Here is a 16,620-nt window from a genome sequence, read left to right as displayed (position 1 = left end):
CGGGGTGGTCGGATCGCCGTGCGCGCCGGTTCACTGCACCTGGACCGTGATCTCCTGGACGATGAGCTTGTACTTGCCCGCGTCGATCTCCGGCAGGTCGGTGACCCAGAAGAGGAGGTACTGGTACTTCTGGTCGGCCTCGAAGCCGTCGAAGACCATCTTCGCGCCGTGGTTCTCCAGCGTCGGGCCGATCTGCTTGCTCTTGAACGCCTCGACGAGGGCCTTGTCGCCGGCCGAGGTGGACGGGTGGTCGGCGGTGCCGACGTAGATCTGCCCGGTGGCACCCCGGTTGGACAGCAGCGCCTCCACCGACTTCACCGTCTGCGGCTGCTTGAGGTCGATCAGGATCCCCATGCCGCCCTTGAGGTTGCTGAACTTGGCGTTGTAGTAGCCGTCCGTCTGCCAGGCCTCGTCCTGGTCCCCGTCGACGACCTTCTCGATGCCGTCGAACTCGTCCCGGGCCTTGCTGTCCGGGTCGATCACGCGAACCTGGTCGGGGCCGAGTTTCAGGGCCCGGACGGCGGCCGGTGCCGGGGCGGGAGCGTCGTCGCTGGCCGCCGGGCTGGTCGGGTTCGCGGCCTGACCGCCGGGGTCGTCGTCGCCGCGCAGGGTGGTGACGCCGATGAGGAGGCCGACCAGGGCGACCACGAGCAGGCCGGCGATACCGAGGACCACCTTGCGGCCACCGGCCGGGGAGAGCGGGGTGCGCTCGTCCTCGTTGTCGGCGGTGAACCGGAGCGGGCCGGCCTGTTCGAGGTACTGCTCGTCGGCGGGCACCTCCAGCCGGCCCAGCTCGGCGGTGAGCACGTCCGACGAGGGCGGCGGAATCTGCCGGTCGAGCAGGTCCATGGTCAGGTCGTCCAGGTACGCGGGCACGCCCGCGCGGATCTGCCGGGGGGCGGCGAGGCCGCCGTTGGCGTCCCGGACCGCGTCCGGGATGACGGCCCGGCCGTGTCCGGCGGTGGCGCCGTGCAGCGGGGCCTCGCCGTGCGGCCAGTGCCCGGTGAGCGCGTAGTAGAGGACGCCACCGACCGCCCGGAGGTCGCTCTCCTGGCTGTCCGCGCCGTCGGTCCGCGCGTCGGCGAGGACCACGCGGCCGTCGTCGCTGATCATCACGGTGCCCGGGTGCACGTTGCCGTGCACCATGCCGGTGGCGTGCACCGCAGCCAGGGCGCTGGCCACGGAGTGCCCGATGCTGGTGGCCCGCGCCGGGTCCAACGGGCCCTCGGCGGTCAGTTCGCGCAGCGACCGGCCGTCCACCCACTCGCGGACCACGTACGCCCGCTCGGCCTCGTCGATGGCGTCGTAGACGCCGGCCAGGTTGGGGTGGATGACCCGGCTGGCGGCGACCGCGGCCTGGAGCATCTCGGTGGCCGAGTCGCCACCGGGGTGCCGCAGCACGACCGCGACCGGGCGGCGCAGGATGACGTCGACCCCGCGCCAGACCTGCCGGCCCGCACTGTCGTCGTTGATGTGCTCGACCAGTTCGTACCGCTCGGCAAGGATCTCACCGACCGTGGGAGCACCGAAGGTCATGACGGACGGAGCGCTTTCCTCCGCCTCCTGACCCTCGCCGACCTGGGTCACCCGTCCTCCCTTGGTGATCGTGTCGATCGATGGACCCGAACTGCTGGGCATGTGGCTTTCCGCTCTGCCTCGTCAAGGAACCGGCTCGTGTCGTCGACGCGGAGCGCCGCCGGCGGCCGTACCCGTCGAGAGCGACCTTACCTGGGTTGCGTGTCTCCCCGACATGTCATCTTGCCGCCGTACCCGCACAGGGTGCCGGTTACGGGTGGCGTGTCCGGTTACGACCGTTGTCAGCCACGTTGCTGGTACATGTACGTGCCAAATCTAGAGGCTGTCCGCAAGCGGTGACCGGAGGGGCCCGCCGACACCGACCGAGCAGGTCGACTGCCGCCGGGTTCCCCCCGATCGTCTGGCCATGCTCATCCGTACGGCTGGTTATCCACAGGCCGAACCGGTAGGTGAGCGGCGGCTCGCTGAGTTATCCACAGGTACATCCCCAGGTGGTGATCCACCGTCACGCACTGTCCACAGGCTGGGGATCAGCGGCCGAGTCGGCGGCGGACCATGCCGACCACCTCGGTGATCTCGCCGATCCGCAGCAGCATGGCGAGTCCGAGGTACGTGCCGGCGATGACCGCCCCGCCGATCACGAGCTGGACGATCGCCTCCAGCCGGCTCGGCGTGTCGTCGCCCGGCAGCAGCCAGACCACCAGCAGTCCGACCAGCGCGGCACCGGCCGCGGCGACCAGGACCTTGCCCAGGGTGCGGACGATCCCGCCGAGCCCGATCCGCCCCACCCGGGGGCGCAGCAGCCAGGCCGAGCCGATCGCGGCGGCCAGGTACGACACCGCGTTGCCGATCATCATGCCGGCGGCGGCGAAGCTCGCCGAGAACGCGGCGAACAGGACGATCTGCACCCCGATCCGGAGCGCCACCACCGGGATGTTGATCAGGGCCGGGGTGCGGGTGTCGGGCAGCGCGTAGAAGGCGAAGGTGAAGAGCTGACTCACCGCGAACGGGACCAGCGCGACGGCGGCGACCAGCAGCACCAGCGAGGTGGCGTCGGCGTTCTCCGCGCTGAACGCGCCGTACCGGAACAGGGTGTTCGCCAGCGGGGTGGCCAGCACCGCGTAGCAGACCGCGATCGGGGCGAGCACCGCCGAGACCGTCCGGGTGCCCCGGGACAGGTCGGCGGCGAGGTCGGCGTACCGGCCGTCGGCGGCGGCGGCGCTCATCCGGGGCATCAGCGCCGTGATGATCGACACCGCGATGATGCCGTGCGCCATCATCAGCAGCAGGAAGACGTTGTTGTAGATCAGCGGACCGGCGGCGTTCTCCCGGCCAGCCCGGTTGAGCAGGTTGAACAGCACGATCAGGCCGATCTGGCTGACCGCCACGTAGCAGAACATCCAGATGCCGAGGCGGCCCAGCTCGGCCAGGCCCAGGGCCCGGAAGTCGAAGCGGAGCTTCCACCGGAAGCCGACCTTGCGGAGCGCCGGGAGCAGCCCGAACGACTGGATCGCCACGCCGAGCAGGGTGCCCCCGCCGATCAGCAGGACCCGGCCGGTGGTCATCTCCTCCGGCTTGATGATCTCCGCGCCGAAGATGGCGATGTAGAGCCCGGCGGTGCCGATCACCACCAGGTTGTTCAGGATCGGTGCCCACATCGGGGCGGCGAAGTGCCCCCGGGTGTTGAGCACCGCGCTGATCAACGCGCTCAGGCCGGTGAAGAAGATCATCGGCAACATCAGGTACGACAGCGCGGTGACCAGTTTCCGATAGCCCTCGCTCGACTGGTCACCTCCGTAGAGCGCGGTGAGCAGCGGAGCGCCGAGCAGCGCCAGCAGTACGGCGACGCCGAGCGCGAGCACGGCCAGGGTGAGCAGCCGCTGGGCGTACGCCTGGCCGCCGTCGGCGTCGGACTTGCGGCGGCGGACCAGCACCGGGATCAGGACGCTGGTCAGGATGCCGCCGAGCAGGAACTCGTAGACCATCCCGGGGAGGATCTGCGCGGTGGTGTACGCGTCACCGACCAGCGCACCGCCGAGCGCGGCGGTCAGGGCGAGCGTGCGCAGGAAGCCCGTACCCCGGCTGACCAGGCTGCCGATCGCCATCACCGCGCTGTTCGTCGCGGCACTGGTCTCGCCGACCTGCTCGGCCGGCGGGGCGGTCGACTCCAGCGCGGGCTGGTTCAGCGGCTCGGCGGAGATGTACGTGGCACCGTCCGACCGGCGGTCGTCCCCCCAGCCGGCGTTCGCGCTGCGGTAGAGCCCGCCGCTCATCGAGCCTCCCAAGGGGTACGAGATGGCCGGGCACGGGCCCGCACACGACCAAGACCTTAGTCAACGTCTGCCCGAGCCGCGCCCGGCGGACCAGTTCGGACGCCGGACCGCTAGGCTGGCGCTCCGATGTCCGAAGCCTCCGTACCCCACGCCGCCGACCGCCGCCAGCTCACCGCCGCGCAGCGCAACGCCGTCGCCGAACTGCTCCGCGTCTCCCCGGTCGCCGACGAACTGGGCCGCCGGTTCGCCAGTGCCGGCCACGAGCTGCACCTGGTGGGTGGTTCGGTCCGGGACGCCCTGCTCGGCCGGCTCGGCGAGGATCTCGACTTCTGCACCGACGCCCACCCGGACCAGACGCTCAAGGTGCTCAAGGGCTGGGCCGAGTCGATCTGGGAGACCGGACGCGAGTTCGGCACCATCGGCGCGCAGCGCGGCGGCCTCCGGTTGGAGATCACCACCTTCCGCGCCGAGTCGTACGACCAGGTCAGCCGCAACCCGGTGGTGGCGTACGGGACGAACCTGACCGACGACCTGAAGCGGCGCGACTTCACCGTCAACGCGATGGCGGTGAGCCTGCCCGAGCACCGGTTCACCGATCCGTACGGCGGCCTGGACGACCTCGCCGCCCGGGTGATCCGTACCCCGGGGACGCCCCGGGAGTCCTTCGGCGACGACCCGCTGCGGATGCTGCGGGCGGCGCGGTTCGCCGCGCAGCTCCGTTTCGCCGTGCACCCGGACGTCCGCGTGGCGATGACCCGGATGGCCGCCGACCTGGACCGGATCACCGCCGAGCGGATCCGGGACGAGTTCACCAAGCTGCTCAGCGGCGCTGACCCGGTCACCGGGCTGCGGCTGCTGGTCGACACCGGGCTGGCCGAGCGGTTCCTCCCCGAACTGACCGGCCTCAAGCTGGAGATCGACGAGCACGCCCAGCACAAGGACGTCTACGAGCACACGCTCACCGTGGTCAGCAACGCGGTCGCGCTGGAGGAGGACGGCCCCGACTTCGTCCTCCGGATGGCCGCCCTCATGCACGACGTGGGCAAGCCGGCGACCAAGGCGATCGGCTCGGACGGCCGGGTCAGCTTCCACCACCACGAGGTGGTCGGCGCGCGGCTGACCAAGGCCCGGATGAAGGCCATGCGCTACCCGAAGGACGTCACCGCCCAGGTGACCAAGCTGGTCGGCCTGCACCTGCGCTTCTACGGGTACGGCCGGGGCGAGTGGACCGACTCGGCCGTCCGCCGGTACGTCACCGACGCCGGCGACCTGCTGTCCCGGCTGCACAAACTGACCCGTTCGGACTGCACCACCCGTAACCGGCGCAAGGCCGCCCAGCTCGCGTCGGACTACGACGCGCTGGAGGAGCGGATCGCCCGGATCGCGGCCGAGGAGGACCTGGCGCGGGTCCGCCCCGACCTGGACGGCAACGCGATCATGGAGCTGCTCGGCGTACCGCCGGGGCCGGTCGTCGGCCGGGCCTGGAAACACCTCAAGGACGTCCGCCTGGAGCACGGCCCACTCGACCGGGACGCCGCCGAGGCGGAGCTGCTGCGCTGGGCCCGCGCCGAGGGGATCGTCGACTGATGGCTCCGACCTTCGTCCTCGTCCACGGTGCCGGCTGCAACTCCTTCACCTGGGCACCCATGCAGCGCGAGCTGGCCCTGCACGGTCACCGTTCACTCGCCGTCGACCTGCCCGGGCACGGGTTCGGCGCGACGTTCCCCGCGGCGTACCAGGCACCACAGGATCTCGCCGCGCTGGCGACCACGCCGAGCGCGATGGCCGGCATCGGCCACGCGGACAACGTGGCGCACGTGCTGGACGTGCTGCGGCGGGTACGCGAACACGGGCCGGTGATCCTGGTCGGGCACAGCCGGGGCGGAATCACCCTGACCGGGGTCGGCAACGCCGCGCCGGAGCTGGTCGACCGGCTGGTCTACATCTCGGCGTGGTGCTGCGTGAACGACACCCCGGCCGGTTACCAGACCTCGGCCGAGAACGCGTCGAGCGTCCTGCACGGCGTCGGCGGCCTGCTCGCCGCGAATCCGATGGAACTCGGCGCGCTGCGCTTCAACTGGCGTACCGCCGATCCGGAGCTGCTCGCCCTGCTGCGGGAGGCATGCCTGGCCGACGGCACCGACGACGAGTTCTACGGCTACCTGAACACCCTCGAACCGGACGAGAGCCTGGACCCCGGCGAGGAGCGGGCCGACGCGGCGACGTGGGGCACCGTTCCCCGTACCTACGTGCGGCTCACCGCCGACCGTTCGATGCCGGTCGCCCTCCAGGACCGGTTCATCGCCGAGGCCGACGCGCTGACCCCCGCCAACCCGTTCGACGTCCGGTCGCTGGATGCCAGCCACGTCGGGGTGCTGGTCCGCCCGGCCGAGACCGCGGCTCTGCTCTCATCGCTCGTTCCGGCGTGACGAGGCGGTCCGGCTGTACGAAGATCGACCGTCGGGCCACGGCGTCGTGGCATGGTCCGGGCGGCTGTCCGCCTGCTTCGGGAGCGTGGACTGGTCGTGACATTCACTGGCCGGGTACGTACGTGGCCGAGCGTAAGTAGTTCACTGGCGCGGGCGGTGCTCCGGGAGGACTGCGGATGGTAGGCGCGGGATATCCCAGACGCAGACGCTGTAGAGCTGCCCGCACAGACGGGGCAAGAACCCCGAGGCAGACCCGGAGGCGTGGACGGTGACCGGGGGCGGTCCGGGTCTGGGCGCACAGACGGGGCAGCTCCAGAGGACGTCGGGTGGTTACCTCCGTCCCCTTCCCGTTCGGGACCAGAGCAACCGTCGCCGCAGCCCTGGACACAACGACGCGCCGGCAACGGCCGAGCCCGCTAACCGACCGAGCCCGCCACCGACCGCGCCGCCACGTCAAGCGACTGGCGGCGAGCGCGGTCGGGGTGGTGTCAGCTGGCGGCTGGGGCGGCCAGCTCCCAGAGGTGCCCGTCCGGGTCGGCGAAGAGGCCGGTGTACCCCCAGGGCTTCGCCGACGGCTCGGTGACCACCTCGGCCCCCGCGCCCCGGGCCCGCTCGAACCCCCGGTCGACCTCGTCGGGCGTGGCGAAGCCCAGGTTGAGGAGACATTCGCTCTGCCCGCGCGAAGCGACCTCGTTAGGGCCGATCACCCAGCCGAAGCCACCGCTGGGCACCAGCATGAGGTGCAGACCCTCGTTGACGACGAACCGCAGCGGCTCGGGCACCCCGTCGGAGGCCGGCTCGCCGACGGCGGTGAGACCCAGAGCCTCCCGATAGAAGCGGTACGACTCCCGGCGGTCGGCGATCGGCAGGGCGACCACCACGGGCGAGTGGAAAGGTACGGCAGCGTCCATACCGGGATACGTACCAGACGGTTGTGACAAGGCCCCGCCCACCGCGCGGGTGAGCGGGGCCTCGAAGCGGGCTGTGCTACTTGCCGGCCTCGACCGCCGTGGTCGTCACCGGGGCGGTGCCGTCGGTCCGGGCCGCGCCGAGCCGGGCGAGCAGGCCGGGCAGGTCGATACCGGTCAGGTCGGAGCCGAGCTGGAGGCCCTGGGCGACGTTGCCGGCCACCGACTTCGTCAGCGACGACGCGCCGTCGGTGGAGATGACGGTCATCTTGTCGATCGCGCCGATCGGGGCGCTGGCCGCCTCGACCACCTGCGGCAGCACCCGGACCAGCAGGTCCAGCACGGCGGCCTCGCCGTATGCGGCGAACGCCTCGGCCTTGCGGGCCATCGCCTCGGCCTCGGCCTGTCCCTTGGCCAGGATGGCCTCGGCCTCGGCGCGGCCCTCCCGCTCGACCGCCTCGGCGATCGCGCTCCGGCGGCGCTGCTCGGCCTCACCCTCCTTGGCACCCTCGATCGCGTTCGCCTCGGCCAGCGCGGCCCGGCGGGCCCGCTCACCCTCACCGGTCAACCGGGCCTGCTCGGCGGCGGCCTGGGCGGCGGCGATGGTGGCCTGCCGCTGCGCGTCGGCGTTGAGCACCGCCGCGTTGCGCGCCGCCTCGGCCTCCTGCTCGACCTTGTACCGGGCCGCGTCGGCCGGCTTGCGGACCTCGGTGTCGAGCTGACGCTGCTTCAGTTCGGCGTTGCGCTCGGCGACCTTCTGCTGCTCGGTGAGGATCGCCTGGTCCCGCTCGGCCTGGGCGAGCGGACCGGCCGCCGCCGACTTCGCCTTCGCCGCATCGATCTCGGCCTGGATCCCGGCCTGCTTCAACGCCAGGTTCCGGTTCGCCTCGGCGATGACCTCCTCGGCGAGCAACCGCTCCTGCTCGGCCTGCTGCCTGGCCCGCGCCTCGGCGATGGACGCGTCCTTGAGCACCCGCGCCGCCTCCGGCCGGCCCAGGTCCTGGAGGTACGACCCTTCGGCGAGGATGTCCTGGAGCTGGAAGGTGTCCAGCACCAGGCCCTGGTTGGTCATCGAGTGCTCGGCCTCCTCGGCGACCGCGCTGGCGAAGGCCGCCCGGTCCCGGATGACCTCCTCGACGGTGAGCCGGCCGACGATCGAGCGCAGCGCGCCGGCCAGCACCTCACGGGTGAAGTCCTCGATCTCGTCCTGCTGGTGCAGGAACCGCTGGGCGGCGGCCCGGATCGCGTCCTCGGTGCCGCCCACCTTGACGATGGCGACGCCGTGCAGGTCGGTGCGGATGCCCTGCTTGCTCACCGCACCCTTGATGCCGACGTCGATCCGCCGGCTGGACAGGTCGAGGGACTGGAGCTTCTGCACCACGGGCAGGACGAAGACCGACGCGCCGAGGACGACCTTCTGCCCGGAGTTGTCGGTCAGCCGGCCGCCGTCGGCGGTCTGGGTGGTGCGGCCCTTCCGGCCGGTGACGATGAACGCCTCGTTCGGTCCGGCCACCTTGATCCGGGACAGCACGAAGAGCACCAGGACGAGGAGGAGCAGTACCGCTCCGCCGATGGCGATGAGGAGGGGCATGTAGGGGTCCGTCTCTCTGCGAAAAGGTTCAGTACGGCTCGACGTGCACGCTGGTCTCGCTGAGGGTCTCCACGACGAAGACCTGGGTGCCGACCGGGAGCGACCGGTCGGCCCGGGCGTTGAGCTTCACCGGCTGCCCGGCGAGGCGTACCCGGACCTCGCCGTACCCGGTGGTGGGGATCGGGGTGACGACCACGCCGAGCGTGCCGACCAGGTGCTCGCGGGTGGGGGTCGGGTCGGTGCGCATGGTCCGGGCGGCGCGCCCGAGCCGGGCGGCGAACCATGCGGCGGGCACCGCCGCGAGGACGCCCACGCCGGCCGCACCGGCGATCAGGCCAGGGCTGCCGCCCCCGATCAGCTCGTTGGCGATGGCCCCGCCGAAGCCGAGGGCACCGGTGAAACCGGCCACCACCTCCAGGGAGACCGGCCCGTCGACGTCGGGATGGACGACGTGCAACAGTTCCCCGCCGAGCAGGGCGAACGCCAGCACCACGACGCTCACCGCGCCGATGACGAGGAAGATCAGCGTTCCGGTGGCCACGACCTGCAGGCTAGTTACCTCAGGCAACTACGGGGCGTCACCAACCGGACACGTGGATGATCGGCGGGTGGCGACGGTTGGGCGGTTCGCGCGTTCCGGGCGGCGGGACGGTCAGTCCTGGGGCGAGGGAGAGATCGAGGCCGTCCAGGTCGCGCGGCAGCGGCTGCCATTCCCGCTCTCCGCCGTCGAGGGCGGTGAGGATCATGTTGTCCCCGTGCCGGTGCATCAGCCGGTCGTTTCCCACCCAGACCGCGTCCGCGTCGGGGGGCGGGGCCCCGGATCCTCCCGGTGGCGACGTCGACGATCTGCGGGCCGGTCTGCCCCTTCACCACGACCAGCCGTCCGTCCGGCGACCAGGACCACGGCCCGGACGGGTCACCGGGCACCGGGACGAACCGGGTGGCCCGGCCGTCGTCGGCGGAGAAGAACTGGACACCGCGCCGGGCGTGCGGCGCCGACTCGGTGCGGGGCTTGCCGGAGTCGGTCTGCGGCAGCGTGACGTCCCGACCGTCCGGGCCCCAGGTGAAGAGGCAGTGGTCGGTGCAGAAACCGACCGCCGTCCGGTGACCACGAACCCTCGCCCATGCTCGCCGGCCCGGTCCGGATCCAGCGGACGTTCCCGGTGACCAGGTCGAGCAGGCCGGTGTCCTGCGGTCGGGCGGTGTAGAGGATCCGCCGGACGTACGGCTCCGCGTCGCCCCGGATCCGGGGCCACCGGGCGTACGCCTTGGACAACGCGTTCTGCAACAGGTCCTCCGCGCCGTGCTGGTTGCCGGCGAGGGCGTACGCGACGCGCAGCAGCGCGTCACCCCGTTCGTTGACGAACGCGGTGAATTCCCGGTCGGTCACCTCTGTCACCGCCCACCTCCGTCCTACAGACGCGTGACGGCGCGGAAAGTTTGCCTGGGGCCGGCGGGAGAATGGGGACATGCGCTGGACCGTGCTCGACTCCCCGATCGGGGAACTCTCCGTGGCCGTGGACGACACCGCCGTCTGTGGCGTGCACTTCGGGCGGGTGGAGTCGGCCGGCCCGGCCGCCGACGACCTGTCCCGGCAGGCGGTGGCCGAGTTGGACGCGTACTTCGCCGGGGAGATGGTCGAGTTCACCGTGCCGGTGGCCGTGCGCCGGGGCTCGGAGTTCGAGCGGGCGGTCTGGCGGGAGATGACCCGCATCCCGTACGGGGAGACGGCCACCTACGGCGAGGTGGCGAAGGCGGTCGGCGACCCGGGCGCGGCCCGGGCGGTCGGGGTGGCCTGCAACCGCAACCCGATCCCGGTGATCGTGCCCTGCCACCGGATCGTCGGGGCGGGCGGGAAGCTGGTCGGCTTCGGTGGCGGCCTGCCCCGCAAGGTGCACCTGCTGGAGTTGGAGGCCCGGGTGGCACTCCAACGCGCCTGGTCCTGACCCGCCCCGTCGGGACTGATCAGTACCTGCCAGGAGATGTCAGGTTCCTCGGGCAGGGTTCGGCGGCATGACGACAACGGCAGAACTCATCATGGTCAACCTCGACAGCTCGGATCCCGTCGCGCACGCCGCCTTCTACCACCGGGTTCTCGGCTGGGAGATCACCCACAGTCAGGCCGAGTACTCGATGATCAGCAGCAGCGGAGTGTCCGTCGGCTTCGGCCTGGTCGAGGGCTACCGTCCGCCACGGTGGCCGGACGCGAACAGCGACAAGCGTTATCACCTCGACCTCTACGTCGATGATCTCGCGATCGCCGAGAAGGAGTTCGTGGCGATGGGCGCGTCGAAGCCGGCGTTCCAGCCCGGCGGTGAGCGGTGGGTGGTGCTGATCGACCCCGTCGGGCAGCCGTTCTGTATCTGCCGGCGTCCGGCCAGCTGAGTCGACTGCGGCGGTGGCGGGTCTACTGTCGGTGACGTGCGCGCCAGCCGCCTCGTGTCGATGTTGCTCCTGCTCCAGAACCGGGGGCGGATGACAGCCCGGGAACTCGCCGACACCTTGGAGGTGTCGGTGCGTACCGTCTACCGCGACATCGAGTCGCTCGGGAGCGCGGGGATCCCGGTCTGCGCCGAACGGGGGCCGGCCGGCGGGTACCGGTTGGTGGCCGGGTACCGCACCAGGCTGACCGGGATGACCGCTGGCGAGGTGGAGGCCCTCTTCCTGGCCGGGTTGCCGGGGCCCGCCGCAGACCTCGGGCTCGGCCCGGCGCTGGCCGCCGCCGAGTTGAAGCTGGTCGCGGCGTTGCCGGGGGAGATCGCGGGGCGGGGTGAGCGGATCCGGCAACGGTTCCACCACGACGCGGGAGGGTGGTTCCGTGAATCGGAGCCCACCCCGCACCTCCCCGAGTTGGCCCGGGCGGTATGGGAGGACCGCCGGATCGACGTGCGTTACCGCCGCTGGCGGACACCGCGTGAGGTGACCAGGAACCTCGCCCCGCTGGGCGTGGTCGTCAAGGCCGGCCGGTGGTACCTGGTGGCGCTCGCCGGTGACCAGTTCCGTACCTACCGGGTCGGGGCGATTCTGGATCTGCTGGTGCTGGACGAGCGGTTCGAGCGACCGGCGGACTTCGACCTCACCCGGTGCTGGCAGGAGTGGACCGAGCGGTACGAGGCCGGCGTCTACGTTGACGAGGCCCGGGTACGGATGACCACGGCGGCGCTGGAGCGGGCGGCGCACATCCTCCCGCCTGCGATGAGCCGTGCCGCCCGGGCCGCGGCGGGGGAACCCGACGAACACGGCTGGCTGCAAACCCTGGTTCCGATCGAGTCGATACGGCACGGGCATGTCGAGCTGTTGAAGCTGGGGGCTGAGGTCGAGGTCCTGGCTCCGGCGGAGTTGCGGGAGCGGATGGCCGGGACCGCGTACGCCATGACCCGGCTCTACTCAGCGGGAGGGCCACGTCCCTCCAGACCCGGCCCTCCGCTGAGCTGCTGGTGATCAGCGCACCGCAGCGTTCGACCTCGGTGGCGGTGAACGCCTCGACGGCGGCGAGCGGTCTTCGCATTGCAGTCGTCTTGCCAAGCGGCTACGGTTGTTGCGATGCAGTCGTATTGCAAAGGCCGGAGGTCGCACATGCAGGTGATCGCGTTGTCCGAGGCGACCGCCGACCTCGTCGACCTCGTGGGCGGCAAGGCGGTCGGGCTGGGTGAGTTGATCCGGCAGGGCGAACGGGTGCCGGACGGCTTCTGCGTCACCACCGAGGCACACCGGCTCGGCGTCATCCCCGAAGCGGAGATCGTCGACGCGTACGAGCGGCTCGGTGCGGGGCCGGTGGCGGTACGGTCCAGCGCGACCGCCGAGGACCTGCCGGAGGCGAGCTTCGCCGGGCAGCACGACACCGTCCTCGACGTCACAGGCACCGCCGAGGTGATCGCCGCGATCGAACGGTGCTGGGGTTCGTTGCACGGCGACCGGGCGGTCGCCTACCGCGATGCCCGCGACCTCGACGGCGGGGCGGTACGGATGGCCGTCGTCGTGCAAAGGATGATCACCGCCGAGGTGGCGGGGGTGTTGTTCACCGCCAACCCGGTGACTGGCTGCCGCACCGAGATGGTGGTCGACGCCGCCCCCGGCCCCGGCACCGCCGTGGTGGACGGCACCGGCCCGGTGGACCACTACGTGCTCGACGGATCGGAGCCGCAGCAACCGGGGTGCCTGACGGCGGCGCGCCTGGCGGAGCTGCGGGCGACGGGTGAGCGGCTCCAGGAGCACTTCGGCTGCCCCCAGGACGTGGAGTGGGTGGTCGACCGGCAGGGCATCCGGTGGCTGCTCCAGTCCCGGCCGATCACCACGCTGTTTCTCCTGCCCCCGGCCACTGGCAAGCCCCTCCCCCGGGTCTACCTCGAGTTCGGCCACGTGCAGGGCATGCGGCAGCCGGTCACCCCGATGGGGATGTCCACCCTGAGAACGCTGGTGGCGGCGATGCTCGCCCCGCTCGGTGTCCGGGCCGACATCGTCGACATCGGCGGACGGCTCTACGGCGACCTGACGGACATGGCCCGCAGCAGATCCGGACGCAGGCAACTGGTCAGACTGCTGGCGGTGGACTTCGGGCCACGGGCCCAGGCGGTCATGCGCCACGTGCTTACCGATCCGCGGTTCGCCCCGCGCAGGGACGGCCCGGACCGGGTACGCGGAGCGAAGGGCACCTCGCTGCGCACGGCCCTACGGGCGGTCGCCGGGATCGTCCGGGCGCTGGCCCGACCCGACGCGGCGCGGACCAGGCTGTTCGACGCCGTCGAGCGACTGCGGCTCGGCTCGGTCGCGCCCGACGACCTGACGACCGCCGTCGAGCGGCTGCGCTTCGTGCAGGCGCAGGAAGCGGACGAGAGCCCGGACGACCTGGTCTGGCCGATCGTGGCCGGCATGCTCGCCGCCGCGCTGCCCGACCAACTCCTCAAGGGCGTCGTCGGCCCCGGCGAGATCCACACCGTGATGGGTGGCATGCCGCACAACGTCACCATCGAGATGAACCTGGCGCTGTGGCGGCTCGCCCAGAATGCCGGTGACCACCGCCGACTGTTGCTCGACACCGCACCCGACGATCTTGCCGCGCGGCATTTGCGGGGTACCCTCCCGGACATCGGGCTGGCGGCGTTCCTGGACGCCTACGGTCATCGCGGGGTGGCCGAGGTCGACCTCGGCGTGCCGCGCTGGGACGAGGATCCCGCACCGGTCTTCGCCATGATCGCCAACCTGTTGCGGGTCACCGACCCGGAGCAGGCACCCGACCGACGTTTCGCCCGCGCCGCCGCGACCGCCGAGGACACCCTGCGCGAACTCGTCGTACGGGCCCGTCGTCGCCGGCCGGTGCGCGGCCGGATCGCCGGCTTCCTGCTCCGCCGGGCGCGGTCGCTGGCCGGCCTGCGCGAGGCGGGCAAGTTCGCCGGCCTGTACCGGCTACGGGAGATGCGACGTCAACTGCTGCTCGTCGGCGTCGACCTGACCAGCGCAGGACTGCTGGAGCAGCCCGACGACATCATGTTCCTGACCCTCGACGAGGTGAACGGCGCCGTCCACCGGAACGACGACCACCGGGACACGGTCGTCGCCCGCCGGGCGGTGCACCGCAGGGAGATGGCCCGAGGGCACGTACCGGTGGCGCTGTTGTCCGACGGTACGGACGTCGAGGCCGTCCTGCCGGCACCCCCGGCGGTTGGCGCGCTCACGGGCGTGGGCGCGGCGGCGGGCCGGGCGACGGGCCCCGCCCGGATCGTCCAGGACCCGCGCACCGCACGCGTCGAACCCGGCGAGATCCTGGTCACCGCGACCACCGACCCCGGCTGGACCCCGCTCTTCCTCACCGCCGGCGCACTGGTCACCGAGACCGGCGCGGTGATGGCCCACGGTCCCACCGTGGCCCGTGAGTACGGCATTCCCGCCGTCATCTGCGTGCCCGACGCCACCCGGAGGATCTCCACCGGGCAGATCGTCACGGTGGACGGTGCGGCCGGAACGGTCATCGTCGGGTGACGGGAACACCGGAGGCGCTCCCCGTCACCCGGGGCCGGCCGTCGGGGCGATCCGCGCATGTCGGTGCGTCCGCGCTGTGGAACCATCGGTGGCGTGCCCAGGAAGGTCGACCACCAGGAGCGACGCTCGCTCATCGCGGACGCGTTGATGCGGGTCGCCGCGGATCGTGGTCTGGAGGCGGTCAGCCTGCGCCACGTGGCGGCCGAGGCCGGCGTCTCGGCGGGAATGGTGCAGCACTACTTCCGTACCAAGGACGAGATGATGGCGTTCGCCCTGGACGTCGTCCGCGAGCGTAACCAGATCCGGGTCAACGACGCGGTCGCCCGACTCGGCGACGATCCGTCCCCTCGGCTGCTGCTGCGGACGATGATCGCGGCGCTGCTGCCCCTCGACGAGCAGACGCGCGACGACGGACGGGTCGCCCTGGCGTTCCTCGCCTACACCGCGGTACGCCCGGCGGCCGCCGCCAGCCTGCGCGAGGACACCGCGCAGTTGATCGGCTTCCTGGCCGGTGTCCTCCCCGGCCCGAACGCCGACGAGGCCGCGGTCGGCCTGCTGGCGCTGATGGAGGGGCTGGGCATCTACCTGCTGGGCGGGCACTACACCAGTGAGCAGGCCATGCACGTGTTGGATGCCCACCTCGACCTGCTCTTCGGCCCGTCGACGCGGGCCTGAGACGCACGCCGGCCCCGCCCGTTCACCGCGACGTCCCGGGTTCGAGGTGGCCGGATCGCTCCGGGCGCTCGCGGGTGACGGCAGACCCGAGGGCCGGGTCCATGCGGACCCGGCCCTCGACGGTGTGCGGTGGTCAGCGCGTCAGCGCTCGACCTCGCCGGCGATGAATGCCTCGACGGCGGCGTGCGCGTCGTGGTCGGCGTACTGCACCGGCGGGGACTTCATGAAGTACGACGATGCCGACAGGATCGGGCCGCCGATCTTCCGGTCCAGCGCGATCTTCGCGGCCCGGACGGCGTCGATGATGACACCGGCCGAGTTCGGCGAGTCCCACACCTCGAGCTTCAGCTCGGCGTTCAGCGGGGTGTCACCGAAGGAGCGGCCCTCCAGGCGGATGTACGCCCACTTGCGGTCGTCGAGCCACGGCACGTGGTCGGACGGGCCGATGTGCACGTCGCTCTTGGCCATCTCGTGCGGCACCTGGGAGGTGACCGACTGGGTCTTCGAGATCTTCTTCGAGACCAGCCGGTTGCGCTCCAGCATGTTCATGAAGTCCATGTTGCCGCCGAAGTTGAGCTGGTACGTGCGCAGCAGCTCGACCCCGCGGTCCTCGAACAGCTTCGCGAGCGCCCGGTGCACGATGGTGGCACCGACCTGGCTCTTGATGTCGTCACCGACGATCGGCAGGCCCGCGTCCTCGAACTTCTTGGCCCACTCGGGGTCCGAGGCGATGAAGACCGGCAGGGCGTTCACGAACGCGCAGCCGGCGTCGATGGCCGCCTGGGCGTAGAACTTGTCGGCCTGCTCGGAACCGACCGGCAGGTAGGAGACCACCACGTCGACCTGCGCGTCACGCAGTGCCTGCACCACGTCGACCGGCTCGGCGTCCGACTCCTCGATGATCTCGCGGTAGTACTGGCCCAGGCCGTCGAAGGTCGGGCCGCGCTGCACGGTGATGCCGGTCGGCGGCACGTCGCACAGCTTGATCGTGTTGTTCTCGCTGGCCACGATCGCCTCGGCGAGGTCCATGCCCACCTTCTTGGCGTCCACGTCGAACGCCGCGACGAACTGCACGTCCGAGACGTGGTAGTCGCCGAAGGTGACGTGCATGAGACCCGGGACGCGATCGTTCGGGTCGGCGTTCCGGTAGTACTCCACGCCCTGTACGAGGGACGAGGCGCAGTTACCCACACCGACGATGGCGACGCGGACGGAGCCCATAGCGTCTGCCT

Annotated in this window: 15 protein-coding genes; 7 read left to right on the top strand and 8 right to left on the bottom strand. The window is 71.5% G+C overall.

The window, feature by feature from the left end; translation table 11 throughout:
• Nucleotides 1–30 precede the first annotated feature (30 nt).
• Together IGA62_RS13035 and murJ are read right to left on the bottom strand one after the other, a co-directional pair.
• Nucleotides 31–1,638 (bottom strand): protein kinase family protein, encoded by a 1,608-nt coding sequence (locus IGA62_RS13035; RefSeq protein WP_145821309.1) that lies wholly within the window; start codon nucleotides 1,636–1,638, stop codon nucleotides 31–33.
• A 428-nt stretch (nucleotides 1,639–2,066) separates the two neighbouring features.
• Nucleotides 2,067–3,809 (bottom strand): murein biosynthesis integral membrane protein MurJ, encoded by a 1,743-nt coding sequence (gene murJ / locus IGA62_RS13030; protein WP_145821311.1) that lies wholly within the window; start codon nucleotides 3,807–3,809, stop codon nucleotides 2,067–2,069.
• Between the two features lie 126 nt (nucleotides 3,810–3,935).
• On the opposite strand from murJ, the gene IGA62_RS13025 reads away from it, so the two are divergent.
• On the top strand, nucleotides 3,936–5,396 hold the full coding sequence (locus IGA62_RS13025) for a CCA tRNA nucleotidyltransferase (protein ID WP_145821313.1): 1,461 nt from the start codon (nucleotides 3,936–3,938) through the stop codon (nucleotides 5,394–5,396).
• Nucleotides 5,396–6,238 (top strand): alpha/beta hydrolase, encoded by an 843-nt coding sequence (locus tag IGA62_RS13020; protein WP_145821315.1) that lies wholly within the window; start codon nucleotides 5,396–5,398, stop codon nucleotides 6,236–6,238. The genes IGA62_RS13025 and IGA62_RS13020 overlap by 1 nt, the downstream gene beginning before the upstream one ends.
• A 488-nt stretch (nucleotides 6,239–6,726) precedes the next feature.
• Here IGA62_RS13020 and IGA62_RS13015 read toward each other — a convergent pair whose 3' ends face one another.
• The 5 genes from IGA62_RS13015 to IGA62_RS12995 form a co-directional block, all read right to left on the bottom strand.
• A complete protein-coding gene (locus IGA62_RS13015) occupies nucleotides 6,727–7,149 on the bottom strand; it encodes a VOC family protein (protein WP_145821317.1) in 423 nt (140 codons plus the stop codon).
• 76 nt (nucleotides 7,150–7,225) lie between these two features.
• The gene (locus IGA62_RS13010; protein WP_145821319.1) at nucleotides 7,226–8,737 is read right to left on the bottom strand and encodes a flotillin family protein; all 1,512 of its coding nucleotides are present in this window, start codon (nucleotides 8,735–8,737) and stop codon (nucleotides 7,226–7,228) included.
• A 28-nt stretch (nucleotides 8,738–8,765) separates the two neighbouring features.
• Nucleotides 8,766–9,287, bottom strand: coding sequence for a hypothetical protein (locus tag IGA62_RS13005; protein ID WP_232625071.1), 522 nt, complete (start codon nucleotides 9,285–9,287; stop codon nucleotides 8,766–8,768).
• A gap of 28 nt (nucleotides 9,288–9,315) precedes the next feature.
• Nucleotides 9,316–9,522: a hypothetical protein gene (locus IGA62_RS13000; RefSeq protein WP_145821322.1), complete on the bottom strand. Its 207-nt coding sequence runs from the start codon at nucleotides 9,520–9,522 to the stop codon at nucleotides 9,316–9,318.
• 131 nt (nucleotides 9,523–9,653) lie between these two features.
• A complete protein-coding gene (locus IGA62_RS12995) occupies nucleotides 9,654–10,136 on the bottom strand; it encodes a sigma factor (RefSeq protein WP_145821324.1) in 483 nt (160 codons plus the stop codon).
• 70 nt (nucleotides 10,137–10,206) lie between these two features.
• Between IGA62_RS12995 and IGA62_RS12990 the strand changes: the two genes are divergently transcribed.
• The 5 genes from IGA62_RS12990 (at nucleotide 10,207) to IGA62_RS12970 (ending at nucleotide 15,388) form a co-directional block, all read left to right on the top strand.
• On the top strand, nucleotides 10,207–10,683 hold the full coding sequence (locus IGA62_RS12990; RefSeq protein ID WP_145821326.1) for a methylated-DNA--[protein]-cysteine S-methyltransferase: 477 nt from the start codon (nucleotides 10,207–10,209) through the stop codon (nucleotides 10,681–10,683).
• 67 nt (nucleotides 10,684–10,750) lie between these two features.
• A complete protein-coding gene (locus IGA62_RS12985) occupies nucleotides 10,751–11,122 on the top strand; it encodes a VOC family protein (protein ID WP_145821328.1) in 372 nt (123 codons plus the stop codon).
• 36 nt (nucleotides 11,123–11,158) lie between these two features.
• Nucleotides 11,159–12,178, top strand: coding sequence for a helix-turn-helix transcriptional regulator (locus IGA62_RS12980; protein ID WP_145821330.1), 1,020 nt, complete (start codon nucleotides 11,159–11,161; stop codon nucleotides 12,176–12,178).
• Nucleotides 12,179–12,313: 135 nt separating this feature from the next.
• Nucleotides 12,314–14,713: a PEP/pyruvate-binding domain-containing protein gene (locus IGA62_RS12975; protein WP_145821332.1), complete on the top strand. Its 2,400-nt coding sequence runs from the start codon at nucleotides 12,314–12,316 to the stop codon at nucleotides 14,711–14,713.
• Nucleotides 14,714–14,806: 93 nt separating this feature from the next.
• Nucleotides 14,807–15,388: a TetR/AcrR family transcriptional regulator gene (locus tag IGA62_RS12970; RefSeq protein WP_145821335.1), complete on the top strand. Its 582-nt coding sequence runs from the start codon at nucleotides 14,807–14,809 to the stop codon at nucleotides 15,386–15,388.
• A gap of 141 nt (nucleotides 15,389–15,529) precedes the next feature.
• Here the strand turns inward: IGA62_RS12970 and IGA62_RS12965 are convergent, their stop codons facing one another.
• Nucleotides 15,530–16,609, bottom strand: coding sequence for an inositol-3-phosphate synthase (locus IGA62_RS12965; protein WP_091454004.1), 1,080 nt, complete (start codon nucleotides 16,607–16,609; stop codon nucleotides 15,530–15,532).
• Nucleotides 16,610–16,620: the final 11 nt, after the last annotated feature.

The organism is Micromonospora sagamiensis, assembly GCF_014680085.1.
Taxonomy (GTDB): domain Bacteria; phylum Actinomycetota; class Actinomycetes; order Mycobacteriales; family Micromonosporaceae; genus Micromonospora; species Micromonospora inyonensis.
Note: the sequence above shows the minus strand (reverse complement) of the source record. Positions and strands in the feature narration are given on the sequence as shown.